Source organism: Enterobacter sp. HSTU-ASh6 (assembly GCF_026319105.1).
Lineage (GTDB): Bacteria > Pseudomonadota > Gammaproteobacteria > Enterobacterales > Enterobacteriaceae > Enterobacter > Enterobacter sichuanensis.
The window spans coordinates 222,892-236,205 of the sequence record NZ_WSPD01000003.1; the positions used below are offsets into that span (position 1 = coordinate 222,892).

At 54.4% G+C, this 13,314-nt stretch carries 12 protein-coding genes; 6 read left to right on the forward strand and 6 right to left on the reverse strand.

Annotated elements, in window-relative coordinates:
- The first annotated feature begins 4 nt into the window (after positions 1-4).
- The 3 genes from pqiB to rmf all read left to right on the forward strand — a co-directional run bounded on the left by pqiB (position 5) and on the right by rmf (position 2,631).
- Positions 5-1,645 (forward strand): intermembrane transport protein PqiB, encoded by a 1,641-nt coding sequence (gene pqiB / locus GM298_RS05025; RefSeq protein ID WP_025755980.1) that lies wholly within the window; start codon positions 5-7, stop codon positions 1,643-1,645.
- Positions 1,642-2,208 (forward strand): membrane integrity-associated transporter subunit PqiC, encoded by a 567-nt coding sequence (gene pqiC, locus GM298_RS05030; protein WP_025755979.1) that lies wholly within the window; start codon positions 1,642-1,644, stop codon positions 2,206-2,208. Before pqiB ends, pqiC begins: the two co-directional genes overlap by 4 nt.
- A 255-nt stretch (positions 2,209-2,463) precedes the next feature.
- A complete protein-coding gene (gene rmf / locus GM298_RS05035; RefSeq protein ID WP_013097261.1) occupies positions 2,464-2,631 on the forward strand; it encodes a ribosome modulation factor in 168 nt (55 codons plus the stop codon).
- Between the two features lie 76 nt (positions 2,632-2,707).
- Here rmf and fabA read toward each other — a convergent pair whose 3' ends face one another.
- Together fabA and GM298_RS05045 are read right to left on the reverse strand one after the other, a co-directional pair.
- Positions 2,708-3,226 carry a 3-hydroxyacyl-[acyl-carrier-protein] dehydratase FabA gene (fabA, locus tag GM298_RS05040; protein WP_008499931.1) on the reverse strand — a complete coding sequence of 173 codons (519 nt, stop codon included), beginning with the start codon at positions 3,224-3,226 and terminating at the stop codon, positions 2,708-2,710.
- Positions 3,227-3,294: 68 nt separating this feature from the next.
- Positions 3,295-5,055 carry a Lon protease family protein gene (locus tag GM298_RS05045; protein ID WP_266153718.1) on the reverse strand — a complete coding sequence of 587 codons (1,761 nt, stop codon included), beginning with the start codon at positions 5,053-5,055 and terminating at the stop codon, positions 3,295-3,297.
- 186 nt (positions 5,056-5,241) lie between these two features.
- On the opposite strand from GM298_RS05045, the gene matP reads away from it, so the two are divergent.
- On the forward strand, positions 5,242-5,694 hold the full coding sequence (gene matP, locus GM298_RS05050; protein WP_023332611.1) for a macrodomain Ter protein MatP: 453 nt from the start codon (positions 5,242-5,244) through the stop codon (positions 5,692-5,694).
- A gap of 62 nt (positions 5,695-5,756) precedes the next feature.
- Here the strand turns inward: matP and ompA are convergent, their stop codons facing one another.
- Together ompA and sulA are read right to left on the reverse strand one after the other, a co-directional pair.
- Positions 5,757-6,812 (reverse strand): porin OmpA, encoded by a 1,056-nt coding sequence (gene ompA, locus GM298_RS05055; RefSeq protein WP_025755977.1) that lies wholly within the window; start codon positions 6,810-6,812, stop codon positions 5,757-5,759.
- A gap of 354 nt (positions 6,813-7,166) precedes the next feature.
- A complete protein-coding gene (gene sulA, locus GM298_RS05060; protein WP_025755976.1) occupies positions 7,167-7,676 on the reverse strand; it encodes an SOS-induced cell division inhibitor SulA in 510 nt (169 codons plus the stop codon).
- A gap of 217 nt (positions 7,677-7,893) precedes the next feature.
- Between sulA and GM298_RS05065 the strand changes: the two genes are divergently transcribed.
- Positions 7,894-8,520, forward strand: a complete 627-nt coding sequence (locus GM298_RS05065) for a TfoX/Sxy family DNA transformation protein (protein WP_266153721.1) — start codon at positions 7,894-7,896, stop codon at positions 8,518-8,520.
- Here the strand turns inward: GM298_RS05065 and yccS are convergent.
- Entirely contained in the window at positions 8,477-10,639 is a 2,163-nt protein-coding gene (yccS, locus tag GM298_RS05070; RefSeq protein WP_266153723.1) for a YccS family putative transporter, read from the reverse strand. The two genes, GM298_RS05065 and yccS, sit on opposite strands and share 44 nt — an antisense overlap.
- Positions 10,640-10,658: 19 nt before the next feature.
- Positions 10,659-11,105, reverse strand: a complete 447-nt coding sequence (locus GM298_RS05075; RefSeq protein ID WP_025755973.1) for a YccF domain-containing protein — start codon at positions 11,103-11,105, stop codon at positions 10,659-10,661.
- A gap of 122 nt (positions 11,106-11,227) precedes the next feature.
- On the opposite strand from GM298_RS05075, the gene helD reads away from it, so the two are divergent.
- A complete protein-coding gene (gene helD / locus GM298_RS05080; protein WP_266153725.1) occupies positions 11,228-13,282 on the forward strand; it encodes a DNA helicase IV in 2,055 nt (684 codons plus the stop codon).
- Positions 13,283-13,314 lie beyond the last annotated feature (32 nt).

The following is a 13,314-nucleotide window of genomic DNA, read 5'->3' on the forward strand; positions in this document are numbered from 1 at the left end:
GAGCATGGAAAATAAGAGTGGAGAGGCGAAAGTGCAGAAGGTCAAAAACTGGTCACCGGTGTGGATTTTTCCCATCGTGACTGCGCTGATCGGTGCCTGGATCCTGTTTTATCATTACAGTCATCAGGGACCGGAAGTGACGCTGATAACCACCAATGCCGAGGGGATTGAGGGCGGTAAAACGACCATCAAAAGCCGTAGCGTGGATGTGGGGGTGGTTGAAAGCGCAACCCTGACCGACGATTTAACCCATGTGGAGATTAAGGCACGCCTTAATGCCGGCATGGAAAAACTGCTGCATGGCGATTCCGTGTTCTGGGTCGTTAAACCGCAGGTGGGACGTGAAGGGATCAGCGGTTTAGGGACGCTGCTGTCGGGGGCCTATATTGAGCTGCAGCCCGGCGCTAAGGGTAACCAGCCAGCCAAATACCAGCTTCTGGATTCACCACCGCTTGCGCCGCCTGATGCCAAGGGTATCCGCGTGATCCTCGACAGCAAAAAAGCAGGCCAGCTCACGGCGGGCGACCCGGTACTGTTCCGTGGCTATCGCGTCGGGTCGGTTGAGAAAAGCACCTTTGATCCGCAGAAAAGAGCGATCAGCTATCAGCTCTTCATCAATGCGCCAAACGATCGACTGGTCACCAGCAATGTCCGTTTCTGGAAAGACAGCGGGATCGCGGTGGATCTGACGTCGGCAGGCATGCGCGTTGAAATGGGCTCGCTGACCACGCTGTTTGGCGGAGGTGTAAGCTTTGACGTGCCGGAAGGCCTTGATCTGGGGCAGCCGGTTACAGAGAACACCGCCTTCCGACTCTTTGACGATCAAAAAAGTATTCAGGATGCGCTCTATACCGATCACGTTGACTTCCTGATGTTCTTTAAAGATTCCGTTCGCGGCCTGCAGCCGGGTGCGCCTGTTGAGTTCCGCGGCATTCGTCTCGGTACGGTGGGGCAAGTTCCGTTCTTCGTCCCGGGTCTTCAGCAGGTACTGGATGATGATTACCGCATCCCGGTGCTGATCCGCATTGAACCGGAACGACTGCTTAACCAGATTGGCGAAAATCAGGATATTGCTACCCATATCACCCAGCTGATGGAACGCGGTCTGCGTGGATCGCTGAAAACCGGTAACCTGGTGACCGGTGCGCTGTATGTGGATATGGACTTCTATCCAAAAGCGCCGCCGATTACCGGTATCCGTGAATTTGGGGGCTACAAAATTATCCCAACGGTGAGCAGCGGTCTGGCTCAGATCCAGCAGCGTCTGATGGAAACCCTGGATAAGATTAACAATCTGCCACTGAATCCGATGATTGAAGCGGCGACCGGTTCGTTACACCAGAGCCAGGAGACAATGCAACGTCTGCAGACCACGCTGGATAATATCAACAAGATCACCGCCAGCCAGAGTATGCAGCAGCTGCCGCAGGACATGCAGAAAACGCTGCGTGAGCTGAACCGCAGTATGCAGGGCTTCCAGCCTGGCTCTGCGGCCTATAACAAGATGGTGGCAGATATGCAGCGTCTTGATCAGGTCTTGCGTGAACTGCAGCCCGTTCTGAAAACGCTCAACGAGAAGAGCAACGCGCTGGTATTCGAAGCGAAAGATAAAAAGGATCCTGAGCCGAAGAGGGCAAAAGAATGAATAAGTGGCTAGTGATGGTGAGTGCTCTGCTGTTAACGGCATGCAGTTCAGGCGTAGATAACAAAAGCTACTATCAGCTTCCTGTGGCGACCCAGAGTGGCGGGCAAAGCACGGCCAGTCTGGGAAGCCGCCAGCTGTGGGTTGAGCAGGTTAACGTGCCGGATTACCTCGCCGGAAACGGCGTGGTTTATCAGACCAGCGACGTTAAATACGTGATTGCGACGAACAATCTGTGGGCCAGCCCGCTGGATCAGCAGTTGCGCAACACGCTGGTGGCCAATCTGGGCAGCCAGCTTCCGGGTTGGGTTGTCGCATCGCAGCCGCTGGGTAACGATCAGGATACGCTGAATGTTACGGTAACGGGCTTCCATGGCCGTTATGACGGTGCGGTGGTGATCAGCGGAGAGTGGTTGCTGAATCATCAGGGGCAACTGATCAAGCGTCCTTTCCATCTGGAGCTGAAACAGCAGAAAGATGGTTATGACGAAATGGTGAAAGTCCTGGCTCAGGGTTGGGCACAGGAGTCGGCCAGTATCGCCAGGGAAATATCCCGGCTGCCATAAGTAAAATTCATCATCAAAAACCGCAACCGGCCCGTCGCTGATTGCGGTTTTTTTTCGTTTTGACTTCAGTTTGTTACTTGTGCCGCATCACATTTTTTGTACAAATGATCTTCTGGCTAGCTCACAAATATGACACCCGTATGAATTTTGAACATTGACGCTGCGACTAATTCGGGGTATTCGTTATCTGTGCCTGTACATAGAGTGCAGACACTGTTTTCTTTCCACCAGACAAAAGAATGAGGGAAACGAGGCATGAAGAGACAGAAACGAGATCGCCTGGAACGGGCTCATCAACGTGGTTATCAGGCCGGCATCGCTGGACGTTCTAAAGAAATGTGTCCTTATCAGACGATAAATCAAAGGTCACAATGGCTTGGAGGCTGGCGAGAAGCCATCGGCGACAGGGCACTCATAGCCTGATAACGTCTCTTTAAAAAAAGAAACCTCCGCAATGCGGAGGTTTCGCCTTTCTGGTCTGGCGTTGCGAAACGCACTATCAGAACGCGGAGGTGTCCTGGAACAGACCCACTTTCAGGTCGCTCGCGCTGTATATCAGACGACCGTCTACCAGCACTTCGCCATCTGCCAGGCCCATAATCAGGCGGCGGTTCACGATGCGCTTGAAGTGAATACGATAGGTCACTTTCTTCGCGGTAGGCAGCACCTGACCCGTGAATTTCACTTCGCCCACGCCCAGCGCGCGGCCTTTACCTTCGCCGCCCAGCCAGCCCAGATAGAAGCCAACCAGCTGCCACATAGCATCCAGGCCCAGACAGCCAGGCATTACCGGATCGCCAATAAAGTGGCAACCGAAGAACCACAGGTCCGGATTGATATCGAGTTCTGCTTCTACGTAACCCTTATCGAAGTTGCCGCCGGTTTCGGTCATTTTCACGACACGGTCCATCATCAGCATGTTCGGGGCCGGTAACTGCGGGCCTTTTGCGCCAAACAGTTCACCGCGACCAGAGGCAAGAAGATCTTCTTTTGTATAGGATTCGCGTTTATCTACCATGTTCTCAGTAAGCCTTATTTTAGTGAAGGACGCAGGATAGCTAACACGTGTACGCTGAACAAGTCCGATCAGTTCGAACTAAACCAGCTTAACCAGCGTAACGGCCATGGATAACGATGACGAGCATCCTGTTGTGTCGCCTGAGCAATTCGCTCCTGGATGGTCTGCATCAGGGTTGTTTGCCCTTCGCCATCCCAAACCAGGTTTGTCAGTAAGGGTAGTGCATCCTCAATCCCTTCGATGGCCCAGAGCGTGAATTGCCCTTGTTCAACCGCATCCAGAATATCCTGACTGAGGCTTAAATGGCGTGCGTTAGGCGCAGGAATAATCACACCCTGTTTACCGTTTAAACCACGCTGTTGGCAGATGGAGAAGAAGCCTTCGATTTTTTCATTGAGGCCTCCTACGGGCTGAGCACGACCAAATTGATCCACCGAACCAGTGATTGCGATGTTCTGATTGATCGGCACGTCCGCCAGGGCGCTGATTAAGGCACACAGCTCTGCCATAGAGGCACTATCGCCATCCACTTCGCTGTAGGACTGCTCAAACGTCAGCGAGGCGGAGAAGGGGATCTGTTGCTCAAGCTGCAGCTCAGACATTAAAAACGCCTGCATGATCATCATGCCTTTCGCGTGAATGTTCCCGCCCAGTTCGGCTTTGCGTTCGATATCGGTGAATTCACCATCACCAATATGCACCACGCAGCTGATACGGGAAGGCTCCCCAAACGCCCGTGGGTGGCCAGGGAACTCAATCACCGACAGGGCGTTAATCTGCCCGACGCGTTCGCCTTCGGTCTCCACCAGAATTTGTTCCAGCAGGATTTCATCCTGCATACGGTCAGCAAGGTAGCCTTCTCGCCACTCGCGCTGCGCCAGCATCTGAGCAAGCTGTTCTCCGGTGAACGTACCGTTACCGCTGATAACACCCACTTCACGCAGCTGTTTGCCGATCCACAGCGGGCAGAGTGGCAGGGTTTCCTGATCGCCGGTATAGCGCACCGCTTCGCGCATTAAGCCTGGCCACGCGTCGGCCGCAGGCGCTGGCAACGCAAAACGTTCCGCCACCGTCATCACCCACTGACACCACTGGGTCATATCATCGGCATCGGCAATCTGGATGTTATCTTCGTATTCGCTATACACCGCCTGCTCAGCCAGCTCCGGCTCCATTTCCTGGAAATCCGCCAGCGATTCACGGTCGCCCGTCAACACGACGGTCAACGACAGCGGCATAGACGGCACAGCGACCGGCAGGGGACGAGACTCATCGTAGCCAACCCAGTCGAAGCGCTGCTGGTTTACGATGGTTTTCAGACGCATCCACAACAGCGGCTGCGAGAGCAGGGTACGCAATGAGATGATGAGGACACCGCCATTTGCGCGATGCACCAGCCCTGGCTGCAGGGACAGCTCACCGTTAAACTGGCGCAGACAACCAAAGAGTTGTTCAGCCTCGACCCAGTTAGCGGTAATCACCTCGCCCTTAGCGGCAAAACGGTCATCAGCCTGGGTTGAGGGTTCGAAAGTGACATCATGTCCCGCGATACGATATTGGCCGCCAAAGACTGCGTTCGATTCCGGCTGCAACTGGCGCACAGCATCCCCAATCAGCGTCAGGTATTCCGCTTCTTCCGGGGCTTTGAGCAACATGAAGGGCGCTGTTGCCCATGGGCTCAACACCTGCTCCAGCGCATAATGCAAACGTGGCTGCGTATCGCTAAGGATGAATTCGTGTTCTTTTGCGAGATCTGGCTGTGCAAACACGTCCTGATAGCTTTCGCTATCCGGAACAAGGTCACGCCATGCAAGTTTCGTAATGGTCAAAGTTGATGTTTTTTAGTCAGATGTAAAAGGGGGGAGTATACCGTAAGCGGGGGGCTCTACCCAAGCAGGATTGGGGATTTCGAATGCGGGACGGGCTGCATTCCATCACAGGATATGATTTCTTTTCAGCAGATTGCTAAAAAACTGATATTCTGAACAGAGTTACGTGGTAACACTGAGATCGCAATGAAATATCAACAACTGGAAAATCTCGAAAGCGGCTGGAAATGGAAGTACCTGGTCAAAAAGCACCGTGAAGGGGAGCTGATCACCTGCTATATCGAAGCCAGCGCGGCGCAAGAAGCCGTGGATATTTTGCTGACCCTCGAAAACGAACCGGTACAGGTTAACGGCTGGATTGAAAAACACATTAATCCTGCGCTGTTAAACCGGATGAAGCAAACTATCCGCGCGCGACGAAAACGGCATTTCAATGCTGAGCATCAACACACGCGCAAAAAATCAATCGATCTGGAGTTTGTTGTCTGGCAACGCCTGGCAGGGCTGGCGCAGCGCCGGGGCAAAACGCTGTCGGAAACCATCGTGCAGCTGATTGAGGATGCCGAACATAAAGAGAAGTACGCCAACCAGATGTCGTCACTGAAGAACGATCTTCAAGCTCTGTTGGGCAAAAAGTAGATTTTACTTTCTTCGGACAATAAAAAACCCCGCATTGCGGGGTTTTTTTATAAGACGATAACTTATGCCGCAGGCTGAGTTACAACGTCTTTGATGCCTTTAACTTCGATCTCAACGCGACGATCTGGAGCCAGGCAGTCGATCAGTGCAGCGCGAGCTTTCACGTTGTCACAGGTGTTGCCAGTAACTGGGTTAGCTTCGCCCATACCACGTGGGGAGATCTTGTTAGCTGGGATACCTTTAGAGATCAGGTAATCAACAACAGACTGAGCACGTTTCTCAGACAGTTTCTGGTTGTAAGCGTCAGAACCGATACGGTCGGTGAAGCCCAGAACCACTACAGAACCGTCTTTAGGATCCAGGTTGCTCAGCTGGGTGTACAGCTGATCCAGTGCCTGCTGACCTTCTGGTTTCAGGGTAGCTTTGTTGAAGTTGAACAGAACGTCAGACTTCAGAGTGAAGTGCTTGGTCTGTACTTCTGGAGCTGGAGCCGGCGCTGGAGCAACAACTGGTGCTGCTTCTTCCTGCTGGCCGAAACGGTAGGAAACACCTACGCTCAGCATGCCGTTGTCTGGACGAACACCAACGGTGTTGCCGTCGCCGATGTTGTTAACCCACTGGTATTCCAGACGGGTAGCGATGTCACGGGTCATAGCCCACTCAACGCCACCAGCGAATACTGGGGAAACACCGGTGTCATGGTCGTCGCCAGCGTTGCTGTTGCTGGAGTCAGCGCGCCATACCATGCCGCCCAGACGGGTGTATACGTCCAGATCGTCGGTTACTGGGTAACCCAGTTTAGCGGTCAGCTGAACGCCCTGTGCTTTGAAAGCGCCATTGGTGTTGTCGCCTTTGTATGGCATACGACCTAACCAGTCGTAACCCATTTCAAAACCAACATACGGGTTAACCTGATAGCCACCGAACGCACCTGCACCAAGCTGGCTCTCGTGAGTCGGGCCATCATTGTTGTTTGCGCTGTTGTACCAGCCGGTGTCGTGGAACTGAGACCAGCCCAGTTTACCACCTGCATACCAGGTATTATCTTTCGGAGCGGCCTGCGCTACGGTAGCGAAGCCAGCCAGTGCCACTGCAATCGCGATAGCTGTCTTTTTCATTTTTTGCGCCTCGTTATCATCCAAAATTCGCCATGAAAGTCTCAAGAGAGAATCACGGTTAAATCCTTCACCGGGGGGCGTGGTCAAATATAAATCTACCGATATCTTCGGCTTAGGCCGAGCACCCCTGGCGATGTAAAGTCTACAACGTAGCTGAAAACTTACAAGTGTGAAGTCCGTCAGGCATATGAAAAAAAAAGTTCCGTATACCTAATATTTAACATTTTCTGAACGAATTTTGTGCAATAAAATTAAGGAGAACCGCACCAGACAAGCCTTGCCGCAGTTTTGAGGTGGGGAACTAAAATCCCATCTCGCTGTCAAAAAAAATTCCAGGAATAATCTTAATTTCACTCAATGATACAAATTTGAGTGAATTTTTAGCCCAGAAAGTTGTCCTCTGCGGTAAGAATCCGAACGAACCGGACGCATAATAAACCCGATCGCGTTCCCCTCTTCAGCCGCTTCCGTCAGACGGAAATGTTCCTCTTCCGTCAGTTCTTCTGGCAACCAGCCAATCACCACGCTGTAATTTCCAGTGCGTAACGCACGGATCATCGACTCAACGGTATCGCAAGGCGAGAGTTGATTAATCTGCATAACCTTTGTCAGCGGGAGGCCCGCGGACTGAACCCACTCACGGCTCAGCTTTTGCTGAGGCGTGAGCCAGAGCTGCCAGCGCGATTGCTGGCCGAGCTGTTGCAATAACGGCAACAACAGAAGTTGCGTCAACAGGGGCTGGTCTTCACGATAAACCACTTCACTGATAAGCCCCGTGGACACACGCTCGACGGAATTCTGCGCGACATTGCCTGCGGTAGAAGAGAGAGAGGTTGAGCGATTTGCATAGCCTGAAGTGTACATATTCATTCCAGCCCTGTAGTTACTGTATGAATATACAGTAACCCCTGTATGCATAAAGATCAACCTCATTTTCGGAAAGCGACTCGCAAAATTCATTCAATCTTGATGCCCCTCGAAAAATCATCTTGCTCAACGGCGACAAGTTGCCTATTTTCCTGCTAACGGATCCGTTAGTAAGAAAAGTCGTGGTTAGCATATGATTTTCAAGGGAAATATCATGAAAAAGATATCTTATGAACGGATTTATCAATCCCAGGAATACCTCTCTCCGCTGGGCGAAATCCATCATCGTGCGCTGTTTGGCGGTTACACCCTGGCGGTGGATGATGCGGTCTTTGCCATGGTGTCAGACGGCGAACTTTATCTTCGTGCGTGTGAGGAAAGTGCAAAATACTGTGTAAAAAATGCCGCCTCGTTTTTAACGCTGATGAAGCGAGGTCGTCCGGTACTGCTCAACTATTATCGTGTTGACGACGGCTTATGGCAGGACAGAGAGCGGCTGCTTCAGCTCTCCTCGTATGCCCTCAGTGCCGCAAGAAAAGAGCGCAACCTGCGGCATCAACGAAACCGACTTAAGGATCTGCCGAACCTGACTTTTCAGCTTGAAGTCCTGCTGTTTGAAGCCGGTATCACCAATGAAGAGACACTCCGGGCGCTGGGCGCCAGAGCCAGCTGGCTGAAGATGCGGGCGAAAAATAAAGCGCTGAGTATAAAAGTGCTCTTCGCGCTGGAAGGGGCGATTGAGGGGCTGCATGAGGCGGCGCTCCCGGCAGGTATTCGCCGGGAGCTGACGGAGTGGTTTAATGCGCTACCTGAGGCAAAGGATAATCACTCCTCCAGGTAGCGATTTGCTGCTGCAGCCGGCAAATTTCAGGCAGCAAAGCGATGAGCAGGCCGATTTGCTGAAGAACCAGCGGCGCTTTGCTGTCGTTACCCGGATCAAGATGCGCAATGCGCTGAGCCAGTTCATCCAGTGCCTGTTGCACCCGCGGTTCATCCGCCGGTCGGTGATGAAGTGCGTCATCGACGTAGCATACGGCGTCGTCCAGCAGGTTGAGAATACCCGGGTTGGTGAGCTTCTCGCGGTGGGCACCCAGCGTCGAAATGTAGCTGGTAAAGGTATGGTTCAGGCACAGCAGACGGAAGGCTGTCTCACGAATTTCTGCGGTGGCGCGAGGCTCCGTTGACATGTTCGAAACAACAGAAGCCAGCTCAGCATCGCTGTTGTGTGCATCGCGGCGTGCTATCCGGTAGGCCAGGCGGTTATCGCGCCCCTGGTGGTACTGCTCCAGAATGGCGTCAAGGTATCGACAGTTGGCGTTCAACGCCCGCTCAACCACGCGCGGCAAATTACGAAAACGCCAGTCCGGCCAGATAAAGCTGACTGCCGCCCAGGCGATGGCGCAGCCTATCAGGGTATCGATCACCCTGGGCAGGGCGACTTCAAACCCTTCACCCAGCAGGTTAAAGCAGAGCAGCACCAGCAGCGTAATAAACATGGTGGCATGCGCGTACTGCACGTTGCGAAACGCGAAGAACAATACGCCGGTGATCACGATCAGAATCAGCTGACCTTCAATGGACGGCACGAAATAGAGTACCGGCAGGCCAATCGCGACGCCCACCAGCGTACCGATAATACGCAGCGCCAGCCGGTGCCGGGTGGCGTTATAGTTGGGCTGACAGACAAACAGACTGGTGAGCAGGATCCAGTAACCGTGATGTAACCCGGTGATCTGGATAAGCGCATACCCTACGCACAGCACCAGGGACATCCTCACCGCGTGGCGAAAGAGCGCCGACTCGGGCGTAAAGTTGCGGCTCAGCCGTAGCCACATATCGCTCACGCTGTGCACGCTGTCATCCGCGAGCTGGTTATCGACCTCACTGCCCGGCTGCGCCATCGCCTGTTCGGACTCAATGGTCGCCAGCTGAGCATCGATCGCCCGCAGGTTGTTCAGCAGGAAACCCAGGGCTTTGATGTGTTCCGGTGAGGTTCCGCTGGCCTGAACGCGGTCGAGCGCCGCATCCAGGTGGCTGAATACGCGTTCAAAGCGTGGGTCATGCTGATAGGGTGTGCGCAGCAGAATAGAGCGCGAGAGTTGCTGACACGCCTGGGACTGCATGGAGAGCAGGCGCTGGAAGCGGAACATTACGTCGCTGTAGCGGAACTTCTCGCGCAGGGCGGCATACTGAACGTGCGAGGAGCTGGCGCGCTCATGAATATCCTGGGCGGCAAAATAGTAGTGTAAGGTTCGTCGCGTTCCGCGCTGGCCGCGATCCCCGCGCAGACGGGTCAGCAGCGAGGCTTTGGTCTGGTTAAGGGTGGCGACCAGCTGACCGTTCGCCAGCGCCAGATCGTAGAGCGGCGCCTGGCTTTCTTCTTCGATATCGGGGTCAAACAGCCGGGATTTCAGTTCCAGATAGTGGGCTAACTGCTCGAAGCTGCGGGCAAGGTTATCCTGCAGAGGGCGAACCGGGAAGATCAGATGACCGGTTAACGTCAGCAGGTTATACCAGATGGCACCCAGCAACAGCAGGACAGGCTGTTGATACCACTGATCGTAAAGCGACACTCCCAGCATGGTATAGATGGCGATCAGCAATGCGCCAAACGCGATGGTGGCATAGCGCTGCCCAAGGCCGCCCAGCAAAATAAACCCGCTGGTGGAGAGCGTAAGACCCAGGGCAAACAGCCAGGGCCACGGGAAAAGCAGCTCAACGGATGCGGAAGCAATAAAAAAGCAGATGAGCGTAATGACCAGGTTACGTAAACGCCCGGCCAGACGATCGTCCAGGTCCGCCAGCGCCCCGGCCACCACGCCCAGCGTGAGCGGGATGGTGAGTTTGACATCATTCAGCCACCAGGGCAGCGCAACCGTGCCGCAAAGGGCGATAAAAATCCTGACGTTATAGAGCCAGGTACTGTTCCAGGTATAACGGCGAAGCAGTGGGCTTAGCATAAACGCGGCCAGTCCTTATTTACTGAAAACGACGACGAGCATTTGCTTCACGCGCGGCCTGGGCCACTTCTACCGAAACCACCCTGCGCCCGACGGGCCAGAGAGCGATCGCGGCGATCTTGAAATTCGCAAGCCCCACCGGAATACCGATAATCGTGACGCACTGCGCAATCCCCGCAAAAATATGCATGATGCACAGCCACCAGCCGAAGAAGATCAGCCACAGAATGTTCAGCAGGGTCCCGCCCGTATTCATCAGGGCGTTTTTGCTCTCCGGATTCAGCTCGTCAACGTGGATGGCCTCATTCCCGTAGGGGACAAACGAGAGTTTGGTGATCTCCCAGCAGGAACGGGTCAGGGGAAGCGTGAAAATCAGAACGATGCTCACCAGCGTGGCAAAAAGCCAGGAAAGGGTGGTGGCAAAACCGCCCAGCACAAAATTCAACACATTCAGAACGGTACGCATAAACCCTCACTTCCTTTCGATAAATTAACGCCCAATGATTGTAACGTTTTTTTAGGCTGGAGCACCTTAAAACTGGCAGTTAAACTATCAGACAAATTATCTCTTCGTGGATTTGGCGGGACATGGAACTGAAAGCAACTTCAATGGGCAAACGCCTGGCGCAACACCCTTACGACAGGGTGGTTCTCCTTAATGCCGGGGTGAAAGTCTCCGGAGAACGCCACGAATACCTTATTCCGTTTAATCAGCTTCTGGCTATCCACTGCAAACGCGGGCTGGTGTGGGGCGAACTGGAGTTCGTTCTGCCAGACGATAAAGTCGTGCGACTTCACGGCACCGAGTGGGCGGAAACCCAGCGCTTCCACCATCACCTGAACGCGCTCTGGCAGCAGTGGAGCCAGGAGATGAGCGTGATTGCGTCCCAGGTGCTGCAGCAGGTGCTGGACGACATCGCGCAAAGCAACGCGCAGCAAACCTGGCTGACCCGTCAGCAGACGGCCGGGCTACAGCAAAAGATCAGGCAGGCACTCTCGGCGCTGCCGATATCCGTGACGCGTCTCGATGAGTTTGACAATTGTCGTGACGCCTGGCGCCAGTGTCAGGCCTGGCTGAATGACGTGGATAAAAGCCGGCTTGCCCATAACCAGGCCTGGACGGATGCCATGCTTACCCAATACGCTGATTTCTTCAGTACGGTGGAATCTTCCCCCCTCAATCCGGCGCAGGCGCGTGCGGTGGTGAATGGTGAGCAATCGCTGCTGGTGCTTGCGGGCGCCGGAAGCGGTAAAACGTCGGTGCTGGTGGCGCGTGCTGGCTGGCTGCTGACGACCGGAGAAGCCGTACCCGATCAAATTCTGCTCCTGGCTTTTGGCCGCAAGGCGGCTGAGGAGATGGACGAGCGTATTCAGGCGCGCCTGCATACCCGGGATATCACCGCCAGAACCTTCCATGCGCTTGCGCTGCATATTATTCAGCAGGGCAGTAAAAAAGTGCCTTCCATCAGCAAACTGGAAAACGATACGCAGGCGCGTCAGGCGCTGTTTATCAAAACCTGGCGTCAGCAGTGCAGCGAGAAAAAGGCGCAGGCGAAAGGATGGCGTCAGTGGCTGGAGGACGAGCTCAACTGGACGGTACCAGAGGGCAGTTTCTGGCAGGATGACAAACTGGCGCGCCGGCTGGGGTCGCGGCTTGACCGATGGGTAAGTCTGATGCGAATGCACGGTGGGTCGCAGTCGGAGATGATTGAGAGCGCGCCGGAGGGGATCTGCGATCTGTTTTCAAAGCGCGTCAAACTGATGGCGCCGCTGCTGAAAGCCTGGAAAACGGCGCTGAAGGAGGAAAACGCCGTCGACTTCTCCGGGTTAATCCACCAGGCCATTATCATTCTTGAGAAAGGGCGTTTTGTAAGCCCGTGGAAACATATTCTGGTGGATGAGTTTCAGGATATCTCCCCGCAGCGTGCCGCGCTGCTCTCGGCGCTGCGGGCGCAGAATAAGCATACCTCACTGTTTGCGGTGGGGGACGACTGGCAGGCCATCTATCGCTTCAGCGGCGCGCAGCTCTCCCTGACGACCGCGTTCCACCACTATTTTGGCGAAGGGGATCGCAGCGATCTGGACACGACCTACCGCTTCAATTCCCGAATCGGTGAGATTGCTAACCGCTTTATCCAGCAGAACCCGCATCAGCTGGCCAAGCCGCTCAATAGCCTGCGGTCTGGTGATAAAAAAGCTGTCACCCTGCTGGCGGATGATCAGCTGGAGCCGCTGCTGGACAAGCTCAGCGGCTATGCGAAGCCCGATGAACGTATCCTGGTGCTGGCGCGTTACCATCACCTCAAACCTGCGGCGCTGGAAAAAGCCGCCACCCGCTGGCCGAAGCTGCAGATTGAATTTATGACCATTCACGCCAGCAAAGGTCAGCAGGCCGATTATGTCATCGTGGTGGGGCTGAAAGAGGGGAGCGATGGTTTCCCGGCTCCGGCTCGCGAGTCGGTGATGGAGGAGGCCTTACTGCCTGAACCTGAAGACTTCCCGGACGCCGAAGAGCGGCGTTTGCTGTATGTGGCCATGACCCGTGCCCGCCACCGCGTGTGGCTGCTGTTCAACAAAGAAGAGCCATCCGTATTTGTGGATATCCTGAAGAGTATTGATGTGCCGGTGGCGAGAAAGCCATAACGACGACGGGTAAAGAGGAGCAGGCCGGGTAA